Annotated in this window: 19 protein-coding genes; 13 read left to right on the top strand and 6 right to left on the bottom strand. The window is 44.2% G+C overall.

Features of this window, described 5'->3' with window-relative positions:
• Positions 1 to 24: 24 nt before the first annotated feature.
• A complete protein-coding gene (gene glnA, locus MHH52_RS08205) occupies positions 25 to 1449 on the top strand; it encodes a type I glutamate--ammonia ligase (RefSeq protein ID WP_340007830.1) in 1425 nt (474 codons plus the stop codon).
• Positions 1450 to 1706: 257 nt separating this feature from the next.
• Here the strand turns inward: glnA and MHH52_RS08210 are convergent, their stop codons facing one another.
• Positions 1707 to 2741, bottom strand: coding sequence for a LacI family DNA-binding transcriptional regulator (locus MHH52_RS08210; RefSeq protein WP_340007832.1), 1035 nt, complete (start codon positions 2739 to 2741; stop codon positions 1707 to 1709).
• A 375-nt stretch (positions 2742 to 3116) separates the two neighbouring features.
• On the opposite strand from MHH52_RS08210, the gene MHH52_RS08215 reads away from it, so the two are divergent.
• The 8 genes from MHH52_RS08215 (at position 3117) to MHH52_RS08250 (ending at position 12318) form a co-directional block, all read left to right on the top strand.
• Positions 3117 to 4490, top strand: a complete 1374-nt coding sequence (locus MHH52_RS08215) for an extracellular solute-binding protein (protein ID WP_313638505.1) — start codon at positions 3117 to 3119, stop codon at positions 4488 to 4490.
• A gap of 126 nt (positions 4491 to 4616) precedes the next feature.
• A complete protein-coding gene (locus MHH52_RS08220; RefSeq protein WP_340009546.1) occupies positions 4617 to 5510 on the top strand; it encodes a sugar ABC transporter permease in 894 nt (297 codons plus the stop codon).
• Positions 5510 to 6346: a carbohydrate ABC transporter permease gene (locus MHH52_RS08225; protein WP_313638506.1), complete on the top strand. Its 837-nt coding sequence runs from the start codon at positions 5510 to 5512 to the stop codon at positions 6344 to 6346. Before MHH52_RS08220 ends, MHH52_RS08225 begins: the two co-directional genes overlap by 1 nt.
• A 29-nt stretch (positions 6347 to 6375) precedes the next feature.
• Positions 6376 to 9114: a cellobiose phosphorylase gene (locus MHH52_RS08230; protein WP_340007835.1), complete on the top strand. Its 2739-nt coding sequence runs from the start codon at positions 6376 to 6378 to the stop codon at positions 9112 to 9114.
• 151 nt (positions 9115 to 9265) lie between these two features.
• Positions 9266 to 10153, top strand: a complete 888-nt coding sequence (locus MHH52_RS08235; RefSeq protein ID WP_340007836.1) for a hypothetical protein — start codon at positions 9266 to 9268, stop codon at positions 10151 to 10153.
• A 110-nt stretch (positions 10154 to 10263) separates the two neighbouring features.
• Positions 10264 to 11352, top strand: coding sequence for a 3-phosphoserine/phosphohydroxythreonine transaminase (gene serC, locus MHH52_RS08240; protein ID WP_340007838.1), 1089 nt, complete (start codon positions 10264 to 10266; stop codon positions 11350 to 11352).
• 123 nt (positions 11353 to 11475) lie between these two features.
• Positions 11476 to 11940, top strand: a complete 465-nt coding sequence (trmL, locus tag MHH52_RS08245; RefSeq protein ID WP_340007839.1) for a tRNA (uridine(34)/cytosine(34)/5-carboxymethylaminomethyluridine(34)-2'-O)-methyltransferase TrmL — start codon at positions 11476 to 11478, stop codon at positions 11938 to 11940.
• 123 nt (positions 11941 to 12063) lie between these two features.
• Positions 12064 to 12318: an AbrB/MazE/SpoVT family DNA-binding domain-containing protein gene (locus MHH52_RS08250; protein ID WP_039871533.1), complete on the top strand. Its 255-nt coding sequence runs from the start codon at positions 12064 to 12066 to the stop codon at positions 12316 to 12318.
• 463 nt (positions 12319 to 12781) lie between these two features.
• Here MHH52_RS08250 and MHH52_RS08255 read toward each other — a convergent pair whose 3' ends face one another.
• Positions 12782 to 13849 carry a phosphodiester glycosidase family protein gene (locus tag MHH52_RS08255; RefSeq protein ID WP_340007840.1) on the bottom strand — a complete coding sequence of 356 codons (1068 nt, stop codon included), beginning with the start codon at positions 13847 to 13849 and terminating at the stop codon, positions 12782 to 12784.
• Positions 13846 to 14253: a hypothetical protein gene (locus MHH52_RS08260; protein WP_313638512.1), complete on the bottom strand. Its 408-nt coding sequence runs from the start codon at positions 14251 to 14253 to the stop codon at positions 13846 to 13848. Before MHH52_RS08260 ends, MHH52_RS08255 begins: the two co-directional genes overlap by 4 nt.
• 282 nt (positions 14254 to 14535) lie before the next feature.
• Between MHH52_RS08260 and MHH52_RS08265 the strand changes: the two genes are divergently transcribed.
• On the top strand, positions 14536 to 15192 hold the full coding sequence (locus MHH52_RS08265; RefSeq protein ID WP_340007842.1) for a response regulator transcription factor: 657 nt from the start codon (positions 14536 to 14538) through the stop codon (positions 15190 to 15192).
• 138 nt (positions 15193 to 15330) lie between these two features.
• On the top strand, positions 15331 to 16548 hold the full coding sequence (locus MHH52_RS08270; RefSeq protein WP_340007843.1) for a PLP-dependent aminotransferase family protein: 1218 nt from the start codon (positions 15331 to 15333) through the stop codon (positions 16546 to 16548).
• A 937-nt stretch (positions 16549 to 17485) separates the two neighbouring features.
• Here MHH52_RS08270 and MHH52_RS08275 read toward each other — a convergent pair.
• Entirely contained in the window at positions 17486 to 18424 is a 939-nt protein-coding gene (locus MHH52_RS08275; RefSeq protein WP_340007844.1) for a DUF2161 family putative PD-(D/E)XK-type phosphodiesterase, read from the bottom strand.
• 181 nt (positions 18425 to 18605) lie between these two features.
• Here MHH52_RS08275 and MHH52_RS08280 point away from each other — a divergent pair, with 181 nt between their 5' ends.
• Positions 18606 to 20501: a PrkA family serine protein kinase gene (locus MHH52_RS08280; RefSeq protein WP_340007846.1), complete on the top strand. Its 1896-nt coding sequence runs from the start codon at positions 18606 to 18608 to the stop codon at positions 20499 to 20501.
• A 316-nt stretch (positions 20502 to 20817) separates the two neighbouring features.
• Positions 20818 to 21741 (top strand): AraC family transcriptional regulator, encoded by a 924-nt coding sequence (locus tag MHH52_RS08285; protein ID WP_340007848.1) that lies wholly within the window; start codon positions 20818 to 20820, stop codon positions 21739 to 21741.
• A 401-nt stretch (positions 21742 to 22142) separates the two neighbouring features.
• On the opposite strand, the gene MHH52_RS08290 is transcribed toward MHH52_RS08285, so the two are convergent.
• Entirely contained in the window at positions 22143 to 23534 is a 1392-nt protein-coding gene (locus MHH52_RS08290) for a SpoVR family protein (RefSeq protein ID WP_340007850.1), read from the bottom strand.
• A gap of 226 nt (positions 23535 to 23760) precedes the next feature.
• A complete protein-coding gene (locus MHH52_RS08295) occupies positions 23761 to 24087 on the bottom strand; it encodes a hypothetical protein (protein WP_340007852.1) in 327 nt (108 codons plus the stop codon).
• Positions 24088 to 24107 lie beyond the last annotated feature (20 nt).

The raw sequence follows: 24107 nt of genomic DNA on the forward strand, positions 1-24107 counted from the left end.
CGGAACTTGGGGGAGGAAAAATTCATGTCGGTTGAAAAAGTGTTACAAACAATTAAAGAAAACAATATCGAGTGGGTAGATTTTCGATTCGTAGATTTAGGTGGTCGTGCCCACCACATTTCTCTGCCTGCTTCTGAAGTGGAAGATGAAACTTTTGTAAATGGGGTAGCATTTGACGGTTCTTCCATCAAAGGGTTCCGTGGTATTGAAGAATCAGACATGGTTATGATGCCTGATCCGAACAGTGTGTTCATCGATCCATTTACAGCTCATCCAACGCTGAACGTTATGTGCGACATTTTCACTCCTGATGGCGAACGCTATGAGCGCGATCCTCGCGGTATTGCTGTGAAAGCAGAAGAATTCCTCCAAAAGAGCGGAGTAGGTACATCAGCATTCTTCGCACCTGAGTCTGAATTCTTTATCTTTGACGATGTTCGTTACGAGAGCGGCATGAACAGTTCCTCATTCTTCGTAGATTCTGAAGAAGCAGCTTGGAATACGGGTCGTAAAGAAGATGGTGGCAACCTTGCATTTAAAGTTGGCGTTAAAGGTGGATATGTACCTGTAGCACCTGTGGATTCCCAACAGGATATCCGTAGTGAAATGTGTCGTCTGCTTGCTGAAGTGGGACTGCGTATTGAACGTCATCACCACGAAGTAGCAACTGCAGGCCAAGCGGAAATCAACTTCCGTTTTGATACATTGAAGAAAACCGCTGATAATCTCATGACTTATAAATATATTGTACAAAACACTGCACGTCAGTACGGCAAGGTAGCAACTTTCATGCCAAAACCGCTGTTCGGCGATAATGGTAGCGGAATGCACGTACACCAGTCGATCTTTGACGGAGACACTCCTTTGTTCTACGAAAAAGGCGCATACGCTAACTTGAGCGAAATGGCCCTTCACTATATCGGTGGTATTTTGTACCATGCTCCTGCTTTGATCGCTTTGACCAACCCAAGCACCAACTCATTTAAACGTTTGGTTCCTGGTTACGAAGCACCGGTTAACTTGGTATACTCCAAAGGAAATCGTTCTGCAGCAGTTCGTATCCCAGTAGCAGCTGTGACACCAAAAGGCTGTCGTATCGAGTTCCGCACACCGGATTCCACGGCTAACCCTTACTTGGCATTCTCCGCAATGTTGATGGCAGGTCTGGATGGAATCAAGAACAAAATCAACCCACAAGAACTGGGTTATGGTCCTCTGGACAAGAACATCTACGAATTGTCAGATGCAGACAAAGAAAAGATTCGCAGCGTTCCAAGCAGCCTGGGCGAAGCGCTTGATTCTCTGGAAGCTGATTACGAGTTCCTTACTGAAGGCGACGTATTTACTAAGGACTTCATCGATAACTATATTGCTCTGAAGCGTTCCGAAGCTCAAGAGGTTGCGATTCGTGTTCATCCACATGAATATTCTCTGTACTTCGACCTGTAAGATTGCTTAAATAATATAAAGCTTAAACAAATAAAGGTGTTCCAAAAGCCATGCAAATGGCTTTTGGAACACCTTTTGTGTCGATGTAGGATGTAAGTAGGCGTTCTCGTAGTGGCCATCTCAAAGCACCACAATAAGTCTACTACAAACAAACGAGGGTGTCCCTAGCCATTAATATGGCTAAGGATGTTCTCGTTTTTTGCTTCTATAGTTAAATATTCTGAGCCTTGTCACTACTTTAATATATATTGAGGGGTCTAAACTAAACCCCGCTCAGAAGCGCCACAGGATTCTCTTATAATGAGCTCTGGCTCCACGCTAAATAAACTGGTACCTGACTGGTTATTAATAAGGTCGTACAGCATTAAGGCTGCTAGTCGGCCGATCTTATCTTTATTTTGTCTAATAGTAGTCAACAATGGTGTTGTGTAATTGCAGGCCTCGATATCATCACATCCAATAATCGCTACGGTCTCAGGGACAGCAATAGAAGATTCCTTAAGGGCACGCATTGCCCCGATCGCTAGCTGATCAGAAGCCGCGAAGATCGCTCTGGGTAAATTTCCATTCGCAATCATTCTACGCATGGTCTCATAACCGCTGGCTTCAAAGAAATTGCTCCCGTTTAAGAACCAGTTTTTGTTGATCGGCAGCCCTAAATCTTCAAGCGCTTTGCGGAAACCGCTTTCACGCATATTGGAGATGTCTGACTCCGAGGAACTGCCGATGTAACCAAGTTCCCGATAACCTAGTAAGTAAAAGTGTTCTACTACCTTGGAAGACATCTTGAAATTATCAGACATGATATATCCAGAATTGTCGCCGGACAGTTTTAGATCTACGCCGATGCAAGGAATGGAACTGTTATCTAATTCACTAATGGAGGTTTCTAACTCTTGTCCGGATAGAAGTAGGCAGCCATCAACATTAAAATGCTGACAGCGGGCAAGATAATCATTAGTATCGCCACTTTTAAATTTCTCGTTAGAGAAAAAGATAAGATCGTAACCTAGCAGCCCCATTTGTTTTTTGAATGAGTTTAGGACTTCGACGAAAAAAGGATGGGTAAAGTCAACATTCAGCATTCCGGCAAAAATAACACCAATTAGATTGGATGATTTTGTAGCTAATGTTTTAGCTGAATTGGAGGGGGTGTATCCCGTTTCCTTTATGATTTGTTGTACTCTTGTCTTGGTGTCTTCCGAAATATCACTGTAGTTATTTATGATTTTAGATACTGTCGAAACAGAAACTCCGGCGATTTTCGCAATGTCTTTGATGTTATAAGCCAAAATAAGTCCCCCTTATAATGAAAAACACTCCCTGAATATATGATAAAAGCGTATTTGAGTCTGTTTTTTGTGACTTTTAAGTATGGATTACGAAACGTTTTCGTTGATAATTTTATAATCATATAGGTAGATAGTCAATGAGATGTTTTTCCAATCAACAGAATTATTCTTGATATCAAAGGGTTTTTAGTGAAAATAGTTCAAAAATAGTTCGAAGACAAAGAATAAAAAAAGACTTTACAAAGACAAATAACGATGTAATAATAAAAACAACGAAACCGCTTTCTGTAATAACGTTGTTTGTGTTTCGGAAATTTAGGAACTTACATAAGGTTTCGTTAAAGGTCATACCAAATTATCTGGGGGGTAACAAAAATGGTAAAGAAGCTTTCTGCGGTATTGTTGAGCTCAGCTTTAGTGCTCTCATTAGCAGCATGTGGAAGCGGCAACAACACGAATGGTGAGGCTACAAATGCTCCGGGGAACGGAACAAACAAGCCTGCATCTGGTGACAAGAAAGTGATTAAGATCTTGCACTGGAAACAAGAGAACATTAACAAAGTCATTACAGACATTAATAAGAAGTTTGAAGAGAAATATCCAGAATACAAGATTGAGTACACAACGACAGGTCCGGATGATGAATTTAAACAAGCACAAAGAGCAAGAATTACAGCTGGCGACGTGGACGTCCTTGCCGATCTTTCCGGTATGAGATTGTCTCCGAAAGATTGGACACCAGGTGCGAAAGTGCCAGACTGGCAACAATGGATTGATTCCGGTTTGATTGCTGATCTGAGCAACGAAGCTTTCGTTAAAAACTATAATGCAAATGATATTGCTAAAGCGGGTACTTACAACGATAAAGTGTATGCGATCCCAACCGGTAAAGTTGCAATGTCAGGTTTCTTCTATAATAAAGAAATGTTTGAAGAAAACGGTTTGACTGTACCAACTACATGGACGGAGTTCATTAGTCTTCTTGATACTCTGAAATCCAAGAGCATCGTGCCAATCGTTGTGGCTGGTAAAGACGTATGGCCTTTGAAACTGCCAGTGTTCGGTTTGCAGTCTAAGATTCTAGGGGGCGGCGACCAACAAAAATGGATTGAAGGCGTATGGAAAGGTACTTCAGCGTTCAACGATGCTGAGGCTGTAGAAGTATTGGAGAAAATGAAGACGCTTCAAGATAACTACATCATCGACGGTTTCTTGGGGATTGACTATGCAACAGCACCATCGTACTTCGCAACAGGTAAGGCAGCTATGATCGCTGACGGAACTTGGGATGCGCCTACGATTGCTGCAGCAAATCCAGATCTGAAATTCGGATACTTCCCAATTCCAGCAACTGAAGACGCTGCTAAAAACAATTCGCTTGTAGGTAAATACGATGTAACTTGGTATGCAGCAGAAAAAGGTCAGAACAAAGAAGGCGCTTTGAAATGGCTGGAATTCTTCTCTGAACCAGAAAACTACACAGAATACGTTAAAGCTGCAGGCTTCTTGCCTACGCAAGACAACATTGCAACTGAAAGTGACTTTATCGACAAAGAGCTTGCTCCTTACATGACTGGAGACTTTGAGCTAGCTTATGAAATTATGATGATTAACCGTGATAACGTCGGCGAACACATTGCTGCTGAAGGCGTACACACTGAGTATTTGGCACCAGGCGGCGAGTTTAAAACCGCTAAAGAGCTTGCAGATGTACAACAAAAAGAATGGGAAGCTGCGGCTCCTAAATAAGTAGACATCCCAATAAATAAAAAAGCATCTAAAACATACTGTACACCAACATGTTCTACAACTTCGGGGTCTGTTTTGTGCAGGCCCCGATTATTTTATTGAATTAGGATTGGGTAGGTGAGAGAAATGTATCCGTTCGGGAAAGGTTTTAAACGATATTTACCGCTTCTGCTGCTTATGATTCCATTATCGTTGTACGTTATTTTTTATTTTGGACCCTCTATGATGACGGTCATCTATTCATTTACAGATATCACTAATGTTCCTGGAAGCAAGTTGAATTTCGTAGGTCTTGATAATTATTATGATGTATTTTTCTCCGGAAATTCAGGCGAACGTTGGGATTCCATTATACGAACTGTTTATTTCATGGTCATTGTTACAATTGTACAGAACGGTGTCGGTCTCCTTATGGCCGTAGTTATCAATCAGAAGCTGAAAGGCGATTATTTTTATCGCGCAGTTTTCTTTTTGCCGGTTGTGCTCGGTGTATCGGTAGTTGCACTGGTATGGGGCTTGATGTTCGATCCGCTTAGTGGTCCTGTAAATCAATTGTATGATTCATTGTTCGGTTATAAAGATATGTTCTTTGGAAGCTTCACCCATGCGTTTGGTTATATTATATTTACGCAAATTTGGATGTACATGGGCTACTCGATGCTCATTTTCCTTGCAGGACTTCAATCCGTACCGAGAGATCTGTATGAGGCTGGGTATATTGATGGAACTACGAAGTGGCAATCCTTTAAGAACATAACGTTCCCACTTATTGCTCCATCGTTCACCATTAATATTATTTTGTCCATTATCGGTGCGATGTCCACCTTTGATATTATTCTCGCAACTACGGACGGTCGCTTTAACACAAGAACGATGGCTTATGACGTGTATAAAGAGACGTTCCGTGGTTCTCTACAGATGGGACTTCCATCCGCGCTTTCAGTGGTGCAGTTCCTTATGATTCTAGTCTTCGTTGTATTTGCAGTTAAACAAATGCGTAAGAGAGAGGTGGAGTATTAATGAAAGATTCCAAAACCGCCAAAACTCTCTCCTATATTCTGATTGCAGTGTTGCTTGTTTTGTATGTCATGCCGCTATTGTTTGTAATAAACATTTCGTTCAAGTCTTTTTCAGATTACTTGCTAGACCCGATCGGACTTGTGAAAAGTATTCAATGGGATAACTACAAGGAAGCTTGGTTAAAAGGTAATTTCTCTAATTATTTCATTAACAGTTTGCTGTACACAGGCGTAGCAACAGTGCTAACACTAATCGTTTCGTTATTCGGAGCTTTTCCGGTAGCGAGAAATTATGTGAAGTGGAGCGGGTTAATTTATTTGTTCTTCTTGATGTCGCAGTTCTTGCCGAATCCGATGGTTGCACAGTTCAAACTGATGCTTACCATGAAACAGGAGCTAGGATTTGTGGGTTACGATACGAAACTGGGTTACATTCTGCTTAAAACAGGTGGAACGGGTATCGTGTTCATGATGTTTGTAGGTTACATTAAAGGAATTAGCCGGGAGATGGATGAAGCAGCAGGGATGGATGGCGCTGGATATATGCGTTATTTGTTCCAAATCATCATGCCACTTATGAAACCGGTAATTGCTACGGGTGTAATTCTAACAGCAATCAGCATCTGGAATGACTTCGTCGGGCCGGTCATGTATTTACCGAGTCCAGAAAACTATCCAATCACCTTCGGGCTTAAAGAATTCCGCGGTCAATACGGGAACAACTGGCCTATGTTGGCGTGCGGTATCATGATCGTATCTACACCGCTTATTATCCTATACACCTTCATTCAAAAGTATATCGTTGACGGTGCATTGGCAGGTGCGGTTAAAGCTTAAGTAGTTGTGTAAATGAGAGGATGGAGACAATGGACCGTAATAAAATTCATGGCTTCGAATTCACCGGAAACGATGGGGAGTTCAGGCTTCAGCAACCGGATCGCAGTAGTTTTCTATATTTTCCTCTAGTGAATGAAGGGGGAATGATGTCAACAGTAACTCCAAAGCTTCATGGACAGGCAACCACAGGTCATAATACATTTCTGACACCGCCATTATCTGTTGAAGATTTGCATAATTCGCGGGCTTCTCGCAACTTCTGGGTATACGTCGAAGGTAAAGGTGCTTGGTCTGCAGCTGGAAACTCTGCTAAGCAAAATGCAGCGTTCTACACCCCATCTGCTGATGATGCAGTACTCGAGGCTGGATTCCTATGGCATCGGGTTACTCGCAGCAACTCAGAGATGGGTGTCAAAGCTGAGATTACCAGCTTCGTACCTAGCGGTAACGATAAGGTAGAACTTATGAAAGTTACGTTGACGAACACGGGAACAGAGGAGCTTACTCTGACGCCGACAGCCGTAGTTCCATTGTATGCCCGTTCGGCAGATGATCTGCGGGATCACAGACATGTAACCTCCCTGTTGAACCGGATTTACACTTCATCTTATGGTGTTGAGGTTCAACCTGCACTTTCTTTTGATGAGCGTGGTCATCGCATTAATCATACTTCTTATGGTGTATTTGGTGCGGAAGGTGACGGTAGTCAACCAGCTGGTTTCTTCCCTATTCAAGAGGAATTCATCGGTGAAGGTGGAAGCCTCGATTGGCCTGAAGCAGTTATCCTGAATACTACTCCGGAGATTGGTAAAGGTGGAGGCGTGGAAAAAGAGGGTTATGAAGCAGTTGGTGGCCTTCGATTTGCTCCAATTACCTTGTCTTCTGGTGAAAGCCATTCTTATGTCGTAGTTATGGCGATTGATAGTGATAGAATTAACGTTGAAGCGATGATGGGCAAATATGGTACATCTGAAGCTTTTGATCATCTGCTAGAGGAAACTAAAGCCTTCTGGGCAGATAAAGTGAATATGGTTGAATTTCATACCGGCGATTCGGATGTAGATCAATGGATGAAATGGGTAACTATCCAACCGGTACTAAGAAGACTCTATGGTAACTCCTTCTTGCCGTATCATGATTACGGAAGAGGTGGACGTGGCTGGCGAGATCTTTGGCAAGATTGTTTGGCGCTGCTCATTATGGAACCAGCTGAAGTTCGCAGCTTGCTCTTGAACAATTACGCTGGAGTGAGAATTGATGGCAGTAACGCAACCATTATCGGTCAACAAGCAGGCGAATTTATCGCAGACCGTAACAATATTCCTCGTGTATGGATGGATCATGGGGCATGGCCGTTCTTAACAACAATGCTCTATCTGGATCAGAGTGGTGATCTTGATTTCTTGTTGCAAGAACAGACTTATTTCCGGGATACTTTTATGAGTCGCTGTAAGGAACGAGATAATACTTGGGATTCCGCAGCAGGTAGTGATCTGAGAACTGCTTCCGGGGAAATCTACAAAGGTACAATTCTGGAACATATTTTGCTGCAAAATCTAGTTCCGTTCTTTAATGTAGGAGAACATAATAATATTCTGCTCGAAGGCGCGGACTGGAATGATGGTCTTGATATGGGTGCAGATCGAGGAGAAAGTGTAGCTTTTACATCTTTCTATGCTAGCAATCTATTAGATATTTCTCGGATGTTGCGTACTCTGAAGACATCTAAAGGTCAGGAAACTGTTGAATTGGCAGAGGAAATGCAGCAGCTGCTAGATACTCTTAACGAGCGTGTGGATTACAGTTCTGTATCAGGCAAACATGAGAGACTAGATCGTTATTATGCTGCCGCACCGAATAAGGTGAGCGGAGTTCGTGTATCTCTGGATATTGATAAAGTAGCAGACGATCTGGAGCAAAAAGCGGAATGGATATTCAACCATTTGCGAAATAACGAGTGGGTACAGAGTGAACACGGCGATGGCTGGTTTAACGGTTATTATAATAATGATGGTGAACAGGTAGAGGGAGAATTTCCTGAAGGTGTTCGTATGACGCTTACGGGTCAAGTATTCCCGCTTATGGGTCATGCAGCGGCTCCGGAGCAAATTCCACACATTATTGCTGCAGTAGATCGTAATCTACTAGATGACAAAATTGGCTACAGACTTAATTCCCGTTTCGGTGGGATTCAGCAGAATCTGGGTCGTGCTTTCGGCTTTGCCTTTGGTCATAAAGAAAATGGGGCAATGTTCAGTCACATGACCATCATGTATGGAAATGCGTTGTATAAACGTGGTTATGTAAAAGAAGGTCATAAAGTCCTCGAATCTCTTTACAGCTTGAGTACAGACTTCGCAAAAGCACGTATCTACCCAGGTATTCCTGAATATATTAACGAGCAAGGCAGAGGAATGTATACGTATCTAACAGGCTCGGCAAGCTGGCTGTTGCTAACCATGGTCACTGAAGTGTTTGGTGTGAAGGGCGAGCTGGGCGATCTGTTGCTAGAACCTAAGCTGGTAAAAGAACAATTTGATTCTGAAGGCAAAGCTTCGATTAAGACTATTTTTGCGGATCGCGAGTTTGAGGTGGTCTATAAAGCCACAGGAAGCCTTAATTATGGAGAGTACCAAATACACTCAGTTACTATGAACGGCATCGAGGTGACGCTGCAGCGTGGCTCAGGAAGTGCGATTATTCCACGTGAAGAGCTGCTCGCTCTGCAGACAGAGAAGCTTCACGTGATTGAAGTGACTCTGGCGTAATCGTAACAAGATTTTATTAAAAACGTCTGCACCGTTATGAATAGCGGCTGCAGACGTTTTTTTGAAAATTATAAAAACTAAGTATCTTCATAGATGATATAATGGGGCTAATTTATTTATTTGTTGAATGATTGAAAGGGGTGCGTGAAGGATGGGTTGCAGGCTGTCAAATGGCGTATTATCTGTTGATATCGCTGATATTGGAGAAGTTTATAAAGGGACTCGTTTTGACTGGACGGGGTTTATCACACAAGTAACGTTAGAAAAGGGTAACCATACGTTTTGTGTGCCAGAAAGCTTGAAGGAAGGCGAAGGTACTGGCGGAAGTGGACTGTGCAACGAGTTTGGCATTTCCCGGGCAATTGGGTATGATGAAGCGCCGATCGGAGGCTGGTTTCCAAAGCCCGGAATCGGATTGTTACAAAAGCTGGATTCGCAGAGCTATAGCTTTATTAGCGAATATCCACTAACCCCCTTTGCTGTTGATATGGAGGTTAGGGATGATTCGGTTACATATACTGTCCAGCCGATGGAAAGCAATGGATGCGCGATGCTTTTGACCAAAACGATCTCTATAAAGGATGACCAATTGAAAATTGCATATGAATTGCATAACAAAGGGGAAAAACCGTTCCAAACCGAGGAGTATGTCCACAATTTTATTGGAATTGATGGTTTAAATATAGGTGCAGATTTTGAATTGCGTCTCCCGAATGCGCTCAAAGTAGAAGAACCAGAATCTCAATATACAAACAATTTGCTAGAGGTATCTGGTAATGCCCTTACTTGGTCAGAAGAGCCAGAACGATCCTTTTACTGCAAGCTGAGTGGCTGGGAAGGCCCGGAAGCTGAGTTCAATTGGGAGTTGGTTCATAAGCCTAGTGGAACAGGCGTACGCGAGAGCGGAGATTTCCCAGTAGCAAGAATAGCTCTATGGGGAGAACGCCATGTGGTCTCACCTGAAGTTTTTGTGAACATTAGTCTTTTACCGCATGAAAGCAAGTCCTGGAGCCGAACTTATCATTTTTTCACATCATGATAAGCACTAATCCAAGCTTTTATGTGAATAATTATACTTGCTGGTGTGTGAGATTATTGCTATCATAAGCGATATCCATATTGATAGGAGAGAAAGGGTGGGGAGCAGTTTTGAATAAGAGAGCATACAATTTTAATGCCGGACCGGCAGCATTGCCGCTTACGGTACTGGAACGCGCACAAGCGGAGTTTGTTGATTTCCGAGAGAGTGGAATGTCTATCATGGAGATGTCGCACCGTGGAGCAATCTACGAATCCGTGCATAATGAAGCGCAGGAACGTCTGCTTTCGCTCCTCGGCAATCCGAAGGGCTATAAGGTATTGTTCGTACAAGGTGGAGCAAGCACACAGTTTGCTATGATCCCTATGAACTTGATCTCTGAAGGCCAAGTAGGTAGTTATGTAATGACAGGGAGTTGGGCTGATAAGGCCTTTAAGGAAGCCAAATTGGTTGGAGGTGCTCATGTAGCTGCTTCTTCAGAAGATAAGAAATTCGTAGCGATTCCTGAGTTAAGCTCGATCAAGGCTGCGGATAATGCTGCTTACCTTCATGTAACTTCCAATGAGACCATCGAAGGAACGCAATATGCGGAATTCCCGGATGCTGGCTCGATCCCGCTAATTGCAGATATGTCTAGTGATATTCTATGTCGTCCAATCGATGTAAATCAATTCGGAATGATCTATGCTGGAGCACAGAAGAATCTCGGTCCTTCTGGCGTGACGGTGGTTATCGCTAAAGAAGAATTGCTTGCAGAATCACCTTCTAACATTCCTACAATTATGCGTTACAGTACTCATTATAAAAATAACTCTCTTTACAATACACCTCCATCTTTCTCAGTATACATGGTTAACGAAGTATTAAAATGGATCGAGGAGCAAGGTGGTTTAGCTGGCATCCAATCCATGAACCTTGAAAAAGCGGGTCTGTTATACGATCACATCGATGGAAGTGACGGCTTCTACAGTGGCGTTGCTGAGAAGAGCAGCCGCTCCATTATGAACGTTACCTTCCGGATGCAATCGGAAGAACTCGAAAAACGGTTTGTTAAAGCCGCTGAACTGGAAGGTTTTGTCGGCTTAAAGGGACATCGCAGTGTGGGTGGCTTGCGCGCTTCCATTTACAACGCAGTTCCTTACGAAAGTGTAAAAGCACTTTCCGATTTCATGAACCATTTCCGGCAAACTCAAGGTTAATGAACTCTATCGTAAACCTTCCGCCTATGGGTGGAAGGTTTTCGGTTTGTTTGGAGAAGATATGGTTATGCACAAGAATTAAACATCTGGCTATTAAGGCTACAGAGAGGAAGGAACCATACTATGGCACTCCATATCGTACTAGTTGAGCCGGAAATTCCGGCCAATACCGGTAATATTGCACGTACTTGCGCCGCAACAGGCACTCATCTTCACCTGGTTCGTCCACTCGGATTCCGTACAGACGATGCTACACTGAAAAGAGCAGGACTTGATTACTGGCATGCCGTTACTATTGAATATCATGACTCCTTTGCTGAGGTATTGGAAAAATATAGTGAGGGACGTTTTTTTTACGCAACGACGAAAGCAGAGAAGAGATATTGCGACTTTGACTTTCAAGATGGAGACTTCTTTGTCTTTGGTAAAGAAACTAAAGGTCTTTCTGCTGAAATTCTGGAAGCAGGTAAAGAAACGAAAATGCGCATGCCAATGAGTGATGCCGTGAGATCGCTGAATTTATCGAATTCTGCGGCTATTATTGTATATGAAGCACTTCGACAACTAGATTTTCCTAATCTTGTTTAGAAAAAAGACATTTTTTTGTTTTTTTTCAGCAGGATTCGACAATTTAATAACGAAATATAATGAATGAGCCGAAATAAGTAGTAGCTACAAATAATTAGTTAACAGGAGAGGTGTACGTTAGATATGAAACCTGCTGGTGTAGTTCGCAAAGTGGATCAGCTGGGTAGAATTGTTCTGCCTAAGTCCCTGCGTAAAAGGTATCAGATGAATGAAGGCGACCCGGTTGAAATTTTGGTACAGGGTGACCATATCATCTTGGAGCGTTACCGTCCAAAATGTGTTTTCTGTGGATCGATGGAAGGTGTGAGTGAATATAAAGATCGTTATATTTGCGCTGCATGCCTCTCAGAAATGACCCAATTACCAAGACACGCCTAGGAAGTACATATTTACACATTTAGAATTCTGACAGCCTATAGATTTCTAAAAAAAGAAACTGTCCCATTCGTAGATTTCATCTACTTATGAGGCAGTTTTTTTTATGGCATACAAAAAAATGCCCCAGAGCCAAGTGGCTGCTGAGACATTTGTGGAAATATAAGAATTTATATGTTCCACGCCATAAGTTATCCTTCTATTTCTCGCAGAAACGGGTACCGTCTCTAAAAGGACGGCAATGCCGTTTCTTCTTGCTTACAGGCCTTTTGTTTTGTCGTCGTTGTAAGATGAGGTAAGGATGCCGGCCATAAATAACACAAACACGAGCGTTACGATCCAAAAGGTTAATGAGAACGACATACTGGCACCTCCAATAGCGAATGTATTCGTTATCAAGATTATAACCTGCAAATCAATAAAAATAAACGCAAATGTGATATGTTGCATAGACAATTTACTATAATCATTCAAAAAACAGGAAATTCGTAGGGACAGCTCTGAGATTTCCGTCCGATGGTTTGTTGATTACTCTTCCATTAAAGATGAGCGAAGACGATCCTCCACCATCCAGATTATAAGCATCAATCACGCCCATATTAAATAACTTGTTCTGAATCTCCTCTAGCTGTGCTCCAGAGCTACCTAGCTCATTATAGCCATCCGCTACAAAGATCAGAAGCTGATCATCCTTATAATTACCGATAACTGTACGTGGCGCCAGATTGGGGGGTGTTTTCCACTTTTCGGGTATGGGTACTTTGACGTTGTTCTTAAGTAGAACAGGCACAAAGGTTGCTCCGAATACAGGTTCGAGTTGATCCAATTGTGCGCGACTGTAGAATTTTCCACCGATTAACTGTCCGGACTTGTTCAGGCCCACGAAGCTGAGATCTTTGAACGTTGGCTCGAAACCGTTGAGATACTCTCCATCAACCACAGTCGTGCTTAAGGGATAGCGTTTTCCGGCTTTATCCGCAAATCCTCCAGCATTAATACCTGCAATAGCGCCATGACTTTGTACAGCGTGCATAGTGGTTTCTGCGCCACCAGTAGCTTCCTCAGCAAGACTCATTTGCATTGCAGTTGGATCCTTCAATTTGATCTTCAAAGCATATGCCTTGTAGTTACCTGGATTCAGATGATACAGCTCGATTCTAATCCGGTCACTGCTAAGGATCTCAGAAGGTATCCCAAGTTTGGCGGAAATCCGGCGGTTATAGATAAGCTCAGGTCGGCTCGCTTGAGTCTTCGCTGTTTCGACCAGCTTATTCATAGTAGCAGTGGTTTCTTTATATAGCTTGGCGCTAGCGCTGACTGCGTCTATGGTGTAGGATGCAGTGCCTTGGGCTAGGGTTAGATCCTTCTTTAGGACGGTTGTTTCATTCAGAGGCCCTGAGATAGGTGTGAATTGTCCTACATCAAGGTCCAGCTCGAGCGGTGGCCGATACCACCACACACATATCAGTAAGCCTAGAAAAGGTGCGGTCAGAAGCATGAAGAAACGGTTCACTCTTTTGACTGGCGTCTTCATTTGATCAGATCCATTTGTTTCTTCAAAGCTTCTAACTGTTTACTAACTTCACTCAATTGCGTATATAACTTGTTACTATTGTCTGTCTTGGCACTAGCATTATCTTTAGTGAAGGTTAATAGTTCGTTAAAACTTTGCACAGTATTCTGCAATTCCTTCACTTCTTCAGTGAGAACGGCAATCTTCGACTCATAGTCGGTCTTCAGAACGGTAAGCTGCTGCTGGCTTTGAGTGCTAAGTTCGCTCAGCACTTGCTGCTTCAGATGGTTCGTGTAGCTGTACACAGCATATACGCCAATTCCAATCATCACGATCCAGAACAGTAAAAACCATTTTACGGAAGGGCCGTTTCTCACAGCAGTACGGCGCGAGTGTACCGGTGACGTTTCCGCTAGCGGTTGCATTTTATCACCTCGGGTTGGTCTTTTTTTCAAGTCCCCATTCTATCAGACTTTGACTAGTTTCGCAAAAATGAAAGAGAGCGTGAAAACTAGAAAAAGTAATTGCATCCTATTAAACTACTGCGATACAATTTCTATAGATTGGAATTCTGATAGACGTACTCAAGGTAACCAACGAGAGAATAAACGGACAAGTCATCATACTTCCTTGCTTGCGTTTAAACCGGAAACGCTGCGGCGCTTTCCTTTCTGGATGATTATATAAAGCAGGGGGTCTGGGCATTAATGATGAAGGTTTGGCAGGTGGTTATTGTGGGGTGTCATCCTACAAGTATGCTGGGGACAAAATTGATTTTGGAAGAGGGAGGAGAGCTTAAAGTTCTGGGAATGTATTCAACTTGGAACGAAGGCGCTTCCATCGTAAGGGAAAAAAATCCCGAGCTAGTGCTAGCAGATTATCATATGCCTGAAGGAAATATTGAGAGTGTGCTATTAAATATGAAAAAAAGCTCACCAAATTCACATTTTGTCGTGATGACGGATGAAGACGGCAGGGATCTGCTTCAGCCCCTCATAGAGCTAGGAGCCAGCGGGATATTCTCCAAGGGAGCTTCTCCCCATCAGCTTTTACAGCTGATCCTGGGTTTACGGGTGGGTTTTCTTTCAATGCCGCTAGAATGGATAGAAAAAGGACCCTGGCCGATTTCTACATCTAAAGGACTGGATGATGTTCTTCAGCTAACGCAGACAGAGATGTTTATTATGGAGCGAATCGTACAAGGGATTACCTATGATAAAATAGCGCTCGAAATTGCAGTAAGTCGTCGTTCGATTGACAATTACTTGCGCAAAATTTATGTGAAGCTTGATGTTTCGACGCGAGCGCAAGCCATCGAGAAATTTGCTCTCTTCTCAAGACAAAACAGACAAATCTACGCATAACCCAAGCTATACGACATAATGGCGGTAAAGGCGGAATATTCTTGAAATAGAAGAAGTCATATCACGTTGAATGGTAAACGTCCTTGAAAGAGGATAACTAAGCCATTTCTACTTGGTACTAGGGAAGGGGGATTTCGCATGCTTTACCAATTTTCTGCTCGCGCACACACACTGCTATCGTCACCGCTTCTAAGTATTCGCACCCAAACACGGAGAAGCTCCATGATATCGCTTGCTGAAGAATTACCAGCGGAAGAACTGTTCCCGTTATCACTGCTCGCCGAAGCAGCCTCTACGGTAATTTCTGCAGATGCAGGGGCACTTCAATATGGTGATCCTGCAGGGTATGGTCCACTTCGGGAGTGGCTTGCCGGGGATTGGCTCAGAGAAAAAGGGGTAACTGTTACCGAGGGTGGAGTTCTGCTAACAACGGGTAGCCAGCAAGCTATTGATTTGTTGTCGCGGGTATACATCGATCCGGGAGATCGTGTATTAGTAGAAAATCCGACATCTCCAGGATTCTTGCAAACGCTTCGGATGCAGGGTGCCATTATTATTCCTGTACAGGGTGATTTGGACGGGCTTGATCCAGATCATTTGCGGAGGCAAATTGAACTGCACAAGCCTAAGATGCTGTTCGCAACACCAAGCTTTACGAATCCAAGCGGCATCCTATGGAGCTTACAGAGACGGCGTGAGGTGTTGGATCTTTGTATCGCGTATAACATCCTGATTGTAGAAGATGATTCTTATGGTGATTTACATTTCCAGAAGTATGGTGAACACTGGGCTACAAGATATCCATCCTTGTATGCGCTGGAAAATATAAGTGATGGCGGACACGTATTATATATCGGTTCGTTCAGCAAGACCGTCGCGCCCGCGCTGCGGACGGGCTGGGCTGCAGGTAGCCGGGAAGTGATCGGGATGATGGCTGCTGCCAAGCAGATGGCGGACTGGCAATCAAGCGCATTAAATCAGCGGCTACTGCATCATTTGTTGGATGTGTCCGCTTTTGATCTTCGTGAGCATATCGCTCAACTGAATCGTGAGTATAATACCCGACTGAAGTTAATGGTGGAACTGCTTAAACGTCCAGCTTGGAAAGGAAGCTCCTACGACCTGCCGTCAGGAGGCATGTTTCTATGGGTATCTCCGCCGGAGGGAATGGATGTTATGGCACTGCTGAAATGTGCGCTAAGTAAGGGAGTGGCTTTTTTGCCAGGACCGTTATGTAGTGTGGATGGAGGCGGAAATCACATTCGCCTTAACTTCAGCCATCCTGGTCGGGATGAGCTGCTGCTCGGCATGAATCTGATGAGTGAAGCGGTTAAGGAGTTCACGGCTCGAAGTTAGGTAGGTGCTGATGAAGGAATCTGATGGATCGGACGTATAAAAGTAAAGAACAGGTTGATGAGAGAGCGAATGCGTAGGTAGATGTGCAGATGAACTGGAAGATCAATGTATGACACACAGGAAGTCAAAACGGGCAGAGTGATGCATTAGGCAAGGAGTAGAGTACGGGGGAAGGTCATTATAGGGAATTTCTCCCTATAACTGGCTGATTTTTATTCTGGAATGGAGGTTATAGGGAATCTCTCCCTATAAATTTCGGAAAAAGCCCTTTTTATGGAGTAATCTATGCATTTATAGGGAGGAATTCCCTATATCTCGGTTTTTAGCGCGTATATTGAGGGATTATAGGGATGATTTCCCTATAATTTAATGTGTCACCTTGAGATTGATGCTTCGAAGGTTAGATGTGTTTCTATGGCTTGACGAGTTTCGTATGTTTTAAGTATTGAGTGGATGAAAAATGTAATATTTGCGGTTATGTAAGTGGCTTAGCAAGAGGAGAAGCTTTAGCAAGGATTAGGAAATAAGTAGTGGATAGAAAAAGTACTCGAAATCGAGCTGGAAGAGTAGTTTTGCTAAATTAAGGTATAGCTACGAGTATGATAAGAATGCTATAAGAATGAGAAGTGAATGGAATAAGAATGAGAAGCGAATGAAATAAGAATGCGAAGCGAATGAGAAGTGAATGAAATCTAATAAGATATGATATGAATGCGATAAGGATGAGATATAAACTCGATATGTATGAAATACTAATGCGATAGGATTGAAACACAAAAAGCATCCCGAATGTGGGATGCTTTTTGTGTTATTAGGGACATTGTTTTGTGTGCATTAGAGTAATACGTATAAATTCCGATTAAATGAGTAGATTCGAAGTAAATGATTAGAATCTGACTAAAAGATTATAGTCGAGAGAAGTGCTAAGGTAGGCAAGCTAATTACTGTGATGATTGCTGTCACGCGGTACGCCGCCAGTTATAGCGGCGTATTCCACTAGCGCGGCCTGACCGGCTGGGGTCAGGGTATAGCGCCCACGGCTGACACGGTGGAACCAGCCGTAGTAGTTGTGCTGCAGCATAGCGGCGGCGTTCGGTACGCCGCTACGCTTCCGCAGCTCGGCCGGAGTAATCCCGGCCGAGCGAGCGCTTGAGGCAGCGCTAGGGGCACCGCTTCGCGTGCCAGCCGCCGCTGCCTCCCGTGCTGCCGTGTCCCCGGCAGCACGCCCCTCCGGCGCTGAGCTCAGCGCCGGAGCCTGTGCAGCGGTGCTCGCCGCTGCACGTTTGCCCGCTGCGAGCGAAGCCTTCGCAGCGGCCTTCTCCGCAGCGACGGCGGCTTCCGCCTCCGCTGCTTGTAGAGAAAGTGCGACACGCAGCGCTTTCTCGCGGTAGGCAGTCACTAGCTTAACGCGCGTGCTGCCGCCAACGTTGTAGTCACCGCTGCGCTCGCGGAACTCATAGAGCAGGCGCTCGCGTCGCCGCTTGTTGCTGCGCTGCGCAGGCGGCGTCTCGTCTGGCTCGACGAGCACCTCGACCAGTGGGGCCTTGGTCTTATAAAAAACAACAGTGATTAGTCCGAGGCCGAGACGGCGGCATAACCCGCTAAGCTCGCCCCAGCGCTGGTTCACCGCACCTTTTTTATCACGGACACGTTCTACTGCGAGATAGACCGTAGGACTGAGCTTTAGCCGTTCCACCCCTTGCAGCAGCAAGGCCAGGTTGAACGATTTTTTCATCTCTACGATTAGAGGGTGCTCTAAATCCTCACGAATGCCCACCAAATCGCAAGTCCGAACCTCACCCTTGATGCTGTATCCTTGCTTTTCAAAAAAAAACTTCAAAGGAGCATACAGCTCCGTTTCATGTCGTACCGCCATAGTGTCACTCCCGTAGCCCTTTATTTTCGGGTTTCCATTAAGGTTTTACTGCATTTTTATGATTCTCTATTATAGCACAGCAAAAAAGAGGTCAACTATTCCGCGCTTGCCGCATAGGTATGTAATACACTTTTTAACGCTATAGGAGAGCAAGTAGGAGCGCAAGAGGAGGCAGCGAGCAATGGATATTTTTGAGCGAATAGCTTCGTATCGGGCTGAGAACGACCGTTTGGCGTGGAGCGGGAACTTCAAGCAGTATATAGAACTTTTGAGAAAAGACCCCTCTCCCGCTAAAACCGCTCACTCCCGCGTTTATGACATGATTAAGTCGCACGGCGTAGAGGACATAAACGGACGCAAACGCTATAAGTTTTTTGAACAAGAGATTTTTGGACTTGATCGTGCAGTCGAAAAGTTAGTGGAAGAATATTTTCATTCAGCAGCACGTCGGCTCGATGTTCGCAAACGGATTCTGCTATTGATGGGACCTGTCAGTGGGGGGAAATCGACCCTAGTCACGCTGCTAAAAAGAGGTTTGGAACAGTACTCGCGGACTGATGCGGGTGCGGTATATGCGGTTGAGGGCTGCCCGATGCATGAGGATCCACTACATTTGATACCCCTGGAGCTTCGTCCAGAGATTGAGAAGGAACTCGGTGTGCGCATTGAGGGCAATTTGTGCCCATCCTGCCAGATGCGTCTGAGAAATGAATATGCAGGAGATATTGAGCAGGTCAAAGTGACTCGTGTCATTTTGTCAGAAGAAGAGCGGGTGGGTATCGGTACCTTCAGTCCTTCCGATCCGAAGTCTCAGGATATCGCCGATTTGACCGGAAGTATCGATTTTTCGACCATTACTGAATTTGGTTCGGAATCCGATCCACGCGCTTACCGTTTTGACGGAGAGCTCAATAAAGCTAACCGTGGGCTGATGGAGTTTCAGGAAATGCTCAAATGCGACGAAAAGTTTCTGTGGAACCTGCTGTCACTGACGCAAGAAGGCAATTTCAAGGCTGGCCGCTTCGCTTTAATTAGTGCTGACGAAATGATCATTGCGCATACCAATGAAACCGAGTATAAGTCGTTTATTTCTAATAAAAAGAATGAAGCGCTCCAGTCCCGCATGATTGTCATGCCTGTTCCGTATAATCTTAGAGTGTCGGAAGAGGAAAAAATCTACGCGAAGCTGATCGCCCAGAGTGATATGAATCATGTGCATATTGCGCCGCATGCGCTGCGTGCCGCTGCTATTTTCTCCATCCTGACCCGTCTTAAAGAGAGCAAAAAACAAGGCATGGATCTGATCAAGAAGCTGCGGATGTATGATGGTGAAGAGGTCGAGGGCTACAAAGAGGCCGATCTTAAGGAAATGCAAACGGAGTATTTAGATGAAGGCATGTCCGGAATTGATCCACGATATGTTATCAACCGGATTTCCAGCGCTTTGATCAAAGGTGATCTGCAGTGCATGAACGCACTTGATGTGCTCCGGGCGATTAAGGACGGCCTGGATCAGCACCCATCGATTACAAAAGAGGAGCGGGAGCGTTATTTGAACTTCATCTCCATTGCTCGCAAGGAATATGACATTCTAGCTAAAAGCGAAGTGCAAAAGGCCTTCGTCTACTCCTTCGAGGAATCAGCCAAGACATTATTTGAGAATTATCTCGATAATATCGAAGCCTTCTGCAATTGGTCCAAAATCCGTGATCCGCTGACGGATGAGGAAATGGAGCCAGATGAGCGGTTAATGCGTTCGATTGAAGAGCAAATTGGTATCTCTGAGAATGCGAAAAAAGCGTTCCGCGAGGAGATTCTGATCCGTATTTCCGCTTATTCACGCAAAGGGAAGAAATTCGAGTACAACAACCACGACCGCCTGCGGGAAGCGATTGAGAAAAAGCTATTTACAGATCTCAAAGATATCGTCAAAATCACCACCTCGTCCAAAACGCCGGATGAAAGTCAGCTCAAACGGATCAACGAAGTATGCGCCAGACTTATTGATGGGCATCACTACTGCCCAATTTGCGCTAATGAACTGCTGAAGTATGTGGGAAGTCTGCTTAATCGGTAATAAGAATAATTGAACGTTTGCGGACCGCCATTTGGCGGTTTTTTTTTTACTGTCAGGATATTTACGTACATCAATACGTGAAATTGTGTGGAATGAGGCTAGGATGATGAGTCTGAAAAAGTATTGAATGAACCATGACAAGTGGCACGGGTAGCAGCCCTTTTAAGAAAAACCTGCAAAAGTACATTTTTCATGCTGCAAGTATTTATAAAACTAGTAATTCCTGCAAGTGGATTGGATAGCTAAAGCTAAAGAGATTGTTAGATAATGCAGCTCAGCAAAACTGGAACAATCCTCCTCGCTCGCAGTTGATATAATGAAATCACCGTACGGGGGAAGGCTGGTGCTGCACTTGAATTACAGTAAAGATATAGAGAAATGTGTTGATTATATTGAAACTCATATCAAAGAAAATATAACAGTGGAAGAAATAGCCGCTGAGGTCGGATATTCGGTGTATCATTTTTGCCGAGTGTTCAGCTTATGCAAGGAAATGTCCGTGATGGAATATGTGCGGAGCCGAAAATTATCTTTAGCGTCGATTGAATTATTTGCCGGTAAAAGGATCATTGATATTGCGCTGGACTATGGTTTTGAGACGCAAAGCGGATTCACTAAGGCCTTTCGCAAGGCTTTTGGCTATAGTCCGACACAATATGCGGCGCGGATGAACGGATTATGTAAAGGAAAAACACTATTTGAAATCGGAGGTTTTATAATGAACCCTGTTATTGTTCGCAAGCCTGCTTTTAAGGTCGCTGGGTATGGGATCCAAACCAATGTTGCGGGAAGTATGTACACCAAGGATATTGCTTCTTTTTGGAGCCATTATGAGGGTGAGAATCTGGAGTCCAAAATGTATAAAATACTAAACCCGCCTAAACACGGGGAAGTAGGTTTGTGTATGCCTTCCTCAGATAATGGCAATGCCACCTACCTTTTGGGTGTTATTGTTGAGGACTACTCCAAGGTAGAGGATGATATGCTGACGATGGATGTGCCAGAGGCCGAGTATGCCGTGTTCACAACACCGCCAGTGGATACTTCAACGGATACAGAGCAAATACAGTTTGCACAGGTTATAAAAAGCACATGGAAGTACATCTTCGAAGAATGGTTTAAGGACAGTGGTTACGTCTATGATGACAGTAAGCTGGATTTCGAATTCTATGACGAACGCTGCCATTCGCGGCCGGATACGGTGATGGAGATTTATGTTCCTGTGAAAAAAATCGATTGAATGATTTGAACGAAATACTCAGAGCAAATGCTGCTCGGTGATGATCGTAACTTCGGGGAATGTTTGGGTCTCCGGCCGCTGTTGTCTCCAGATTTATTTGATTTCTATACCGCATTCGCGGTTTAAATCCGGAGACAAAGGCGATCGCTATTGCTCCTACGACTCCAAACTTCCCCTACGTTACTTTTTACCTTAGCAGCATTTGCTATGTTCTAATTATTCAGTCGATACGGGGGTATCGACGCAAGGTCCGCAGCGGTTTACGCGCTGCGGGCTTTCTTGTTATAGGTCAGACTCATACTTAGTCCGTCCAAATAAAGAGCGGCAGACCAGGACGTACTACGCGTCCTGGTCTACCGCTTTGTTTTTCAAGTAATAGAGCTGTATTCTCTTAGTCTACTTTATATAAACTTCCGCTGCACCTTCTTGCCATCATACGAAAACCGCGCCTTTTTGTCCTCCACAACTGTCTGTAGATGAACGGTACGCCCCCATAATGAGTAGATATGCGGGAGCGTGCGCTCCAAATACTTCAGATCTAGCTCGATACTTTCGTAGCGGTGGGTTATAAATAACTCCCCATTCTTCTCAAAGTCAGCATCCTCTATGACCAAGTAAGGGGAGCCGCCATTGACCCGGGCGAGCACAAGCTGATCGCGTACATTTTCCCACGCTTTATCAGTGATCTTCCATTCTGGGCCTTTTTTCTCGAAAACATAGAGATCTAGGTCGTTCACCAGTTCTTTGGACAGATAGCTACGGATAAAAGAGGTATCGGACTCCAGCTCGCGAACCTCAAATATTTTCTCGCGGTCCCAGCGCCGTTCGATGTCTTCGAAGATCTTCAGCCCCAGATAGTACGGATTCAGGCTCTGCCGTGAGGGCTGCACGACGGAGGAATTCAGTTTAGCGTATTCAACGGTTTCCTCTACGGTCAGATCTAGTTCACGGACGATACGCTGATGCCAATACGAAGCCCAGCCTTCGTTCATGATCTTCGTCTCCATTTGTGGCCAGAAATAGAGCATTTCGTCATGCAACATCGTCATAATGTCACGTTGCCAATCCTCCAAGACGGTGGAATATTGCTGAATGAACCATACAATATCTTTTTCTGGCTCAGGGGGGAAAGCTCGGTTTCCAGATGGCGCTTCCTGCGGGCCAGAATTGCTTTTGTCTAGGCTCCATAATTCGTCGTAAGGATTGGATGATTTGGAGCCGCCTAAAGGGGCATCCTTGAGTTCCTTCATTTTAGCTTCCAGTAGATGGGTCTTACCTAGTTTGCGCGGCTGGATCAGGCTTGGATCTATATGCTCTTGAATGGCCAGCACCGAATCGATGAAGCTCTCGACAGCATCGGTGCCGTAGGTTACTGAATAGCCGGCGATCCGATCTGCTGTAGCTGACATGCTCTCGACCATATCCCGGTTGGACATGGAGAAGCGCATATTATTTTTGAAAAAATCACAGTGCGCTAGCACGTGAGCTACAATTAGCTTGTTCTGAATCAGCGAATTCCCGTCGAGCAGGAAGGCATAACAAGGATTGGAGTTTATGACGAGCTCGTAAATTTTACTCAGCCCGAAATCGTATTGGGATTTCATTTTGTGAAACGTTTTTCCGAAGCTCCAGTGACCAAATCGTGTAGGCATTCCATAAGCGCCGAATGTATAAATAATATCTGCGGGGCATATTTCATAACGCATGGGATAAAAATCCAAACCAAAGCCTGTGGCTATTTCCGTAATCTCGGCGATTGCCCGCTCCAGTGCATTAATTTCTCCGCTTGGCATGTTTCTGTTGCTCCTTCCTATATTTCTGTAGAGCCAACCTGAATAAACCCTCACTAAATGGGGTCTGGCTACCTGTAAATGGGTCGATCAATGTAGTTCATATTATGTATATGGGTGGGAGTAGGGGAGTATGACGGGAGGGTTGAATTCGTAAGTAGCATGTTGAAATTGAAAATTTATAGGACGAAAATAGCCTACCCACGGGCGATTCCATTTGTGGGTTAGGCTATTTTTCATTTCCAACCTCATTCAGCAATTTGGCGAACTCTTCCTCGCTGTCACTGTATGTGGAAATTCCATCTTTACGATCCTTCTGAGCTTGCTGAAGTTGGGACAGAACGCCTTCATCTTTGAAAATTACTGAAGTCATTCTCTTCTTTTGTTCGTCCGTGAATGTAGGCTGCTCATCTTTCCTTTGTAGTGAAACGTTGAATCCAAAGTTTTCTTCGATTAATTGGACTAGATCTTTAAGTTCTACATAAGATTTGTCTCTAAATCTTTGCTCCAATTGCTCCTTAGAAATGGACATTCTAATCACCAACCTTTTTGTCATAATATCATAAGCCAAAGGAT

Origin of the sequence: Paenibacillus sp. FSL K6-0276 (assembly GCF_037977235.1) — a bacterium.
Lineage (GTDB): Bacteria > Bacillota > Bacilli > Paenibacillales > Paenibacillaceae > Paenibacillus_AQ.